Source organism: Bavariicoccus seileri WCC 4188 (genome assembly GCF_000421665.1).
Taxonomy (GTDB): domain Bacteria; phylum Bacillota; class Bacilli; order Lactobacillales; family Aerococcaceae; genus Bavariicoccus; species Bavariicoccus seileri.
The window spans coordinates 1-2,893 of sequence record NZ_ATXL01000089.1; the positions used below are offsets into that span (position 1 = coordinate 1).

At 35.0% G+C, this 2,893-nt stretch carries 2 protein-coding genes and 1 pseudogene; 1 reads left to right on the plus strand and 2 read right to left on the minus strand.

Going from position 1 to position 2,893, the window contains the following annotated elements; translation table 11 throughout:
* Window positions 1–108: 108 nt before the first annotated feature.
* Window positions 109–285: pseudogene (locus tag H541_RS12425) on the minus strand (helix-turn-helix transcriptional regulator); the annotation flags it as partial.
* Between the two features lie 347 nt (window positions 286–632).
* Window positions 633–1,379, minus strand: coding sequence for a hypothetical protein (locus tag H541_RS0110785; protein WP_022797287.1), 747 nt, complete (start codon window positions 1,377–1,379; stop codon window positions 633–635).
* A gap of 246 nt (window positions 1,380–1,625) precedes the next feature.
* On the opposite strand from H541_RS0110785, the gene istA reads away from it, so the two are divergent.
* Entirely contained in the window at window positions 1,626–2,777 is a 1,152-nt protein-coding gene (gene istA, locus H541_RS12430; protein WP_022797288.1) for an IS21 family transposase, read from the plus strand.
* The last annotated feature ends 116 nt before the right edge of the window (window positions 2,778–2,893 follow it).

The window sequence follows — 2,893 nt, forward strand, 5'->3', positions numbered from 1 at the left end:
TAAAAAGGATAAAAACTAAAGCCAATAGGCTTAAAAATAAATAGTATACAGCTAAAAACGGTTAAAAGTAGGAAATTATCCTTATAAAAAAAGTTATGAATCATTCAGGTCTAATGATAAGCCGTAAATGTCGCTCAACAAAATAATGCTTGAAATATCAGGATAACTGCGCTCATTTTCCCAGTTAGAAATAGTTTGTCGGCTAACATTAATTCTTTTTGATAATGATTCTTGTGTTAAGTTAGCGTCTAAACGCGCTTTTTTTAGTTGTTTTCCAATAGTCATTTTTTACAACTCTTTTGATGATTTACTCTAAGTGTATCATCAGAGACGGTTACTTTTCTACCAAATTAAGGTGACATAGAGGGGATTTGCGTGTCAAAATGCTTTTACATTGTCTTACTGAGGCTAATTTAAATTCTTAAAGCTGATTAAATAGTTTAAAAGGCAATTTGGCTCTTTAAAACTCGCTTTTATCTCTCGAAAGCGAACTAACATCTTTTTTTCACGAAAAAGCATTCGCTTGTCCTATCCTTAAATTGTTAAATTTAAGGATAGGTAAACAATCTATACTCATAGTAAGAAGCAGATACTAAGTGGACTGTAATTAATAATTCAGTGCTTTAATATCATCAATAGTTCCCAATTTCTTTAATAAATTCAACCATTTTGTCGCATTTATCATCCAAATCTGCTTCAATTAAATCAGAATCCTTACGTGTATTTGCATTCTTAATTAAAACACCATTGCTAGTAGTCTCTCCAGCAGTAATAAGATAGTCTCCAAACATCTCTCGTGTACTCGAAATTTCGTGTAGATATTTCTCTTTCCATGCGACTTTTTTATGATTGGTAAATAGTTGCAGCATTCCCTCATTTCCAACCGAATCGAGGAAAACTATTTTTGGTTTTTTCATCCTGTTTAATTTCAAATAGTCGTTTAACATTTCAAGACAAGTTTTTTGGTTTAAACTCATATCAATTAATGCAAATGAAATTTTAGGAGATCGTTCTTTAAGCACAGCTGCCAATTCAAAGATCATGAGTAAACTAGATGTATTCTTTACTAAATTTAAGCGATTAGGAACGCCTTTTCGATAGCACTTTATAAGATATAAAGTAACAAGAGTTGTTATGATTGCTGAGGATATTAACCATTTTGACGCGCTATCATCTTGAATGCGTGGAGATAACCAAATGATAAAGAAACAGATTACGATAGCTATGAAAAGGAACAAGAACAGCAGATTTAAAATCATCATTTTATGTTTTGCCTTATCACTAAAGGCATACTGTTTAAACAGATTGAAAGTCTTAATCGACGTTGTATAATCGGTGACGACTACGACATCACTCTCTTTTATATCACCTACGTACATATTATAAACGCTGTGATTAGCACCCTTCAACGGTTCAAAACTAGCCTTAGTTATATCAACAGCATAGTCCAAATTTTGAAAGAATTGTTTTGCTGATAACAGAAAAGTTTTTCGCTCTTTTTCCGAGTATCTTTTCCCTGTAAAGAACAGTTATAAAATGTAGGAAAATGACAATGTAAAATTGTTGGTTTTCCTACATTTTTTATATACTCTTCTTATCCCCTATAGAATTGGAGTGGAATAGGAATGAGAAGAGATATCAGAGAAGGAGTGAAAAAACACATGATTGATGGCATAAAGCCCAATTATACTGCGTTAGCGGAGCAATACGGATGTGACTATCGTACGGTTAAAGCAGCGTATGAAGAAGCGTTACAAGGTAATAAACCTAAAACAAGGAGGACATATCCGAGTAAATTAGATTCATTCAAACAAATCATAGATACTAAGTTAGAAGATCAATGTACCGCTAAAAGTATCTTCAAATTCATACAAAAGAAAGGGTTCGATGGGAGTTACAGTCTTGTTAGAGACTATTGCCGTGGAGTGAAAAAAGAACGGATACAGAAAGCAACGGTACGCGTCGAATATACGCCTGGTCTTTCAGCACAAATCGATTGGAAAGAAGAAATGCGACTGATAAGCAGTCAGGGAGAAGTCTTCCGCTTTAATATTTTCCTTTATATATTGCCCTACTCAAAGAAGAAATTTATTACGCTTACCTTTGATCGTAAACAAGATACATTGTTTGAGTGCATGAATGATGCCTTTTATCACACCGGTGGTGTTCCAGAAGAAATATGGTTCGATAATATGAAAACTGTCGTCGACCGGTCACGAACTCAATTCTCTCAGGTTCATTTAAACGATCGCTTCTATTCTTTTAGTAAAGATGCAGGGTTCAGAACAATGGTCTGTCGTCCTTTTCGCCCCCAAACAAAAGGCAGCGTAGAAGCTCTCGCTAGAACAATGGACCGGTTACGGGTTTACAATCATGAATTTTATGATTCGACAGACCTCATTCGAATCGTTGACGAACTTTGTGATGAATTAAATTCGGAAGTGTCTCAAGCAACGGACGAGATTCCTGATATACTTTGGAAAATTAATGAAAAAGAGCACCTCCATAAGCTAAAAGATGACTTGTTAAATCCTTATTTTGAAGACTCTATTCGCCGTAAAGTCACAAAGGAAGCAATGGTCATTTTCCGCAAATGTAGGTACTCTGTAGACCCTCGTTATATCGGAAAAGAAGTTGACTTGGATCTTTCCGAAAACGAAGAGCACGTGCACATTTATTATAACGGAGAACAGATTCGTTCGCACCCACTTACCACAAAAAGATTGAACTATAACCAAGAAGATTTGGTTCAGATACTTAAATCAGATGTCATGTGACTACCGCCAGCGAAATGTACCAACGTTGCCAAGTTTTGTACCACCCTTTGCCATGAAATGTACCAGTCATTGCCAACCTGTTTACCACTTATTAACTTCTGTATAATTAATGTGCA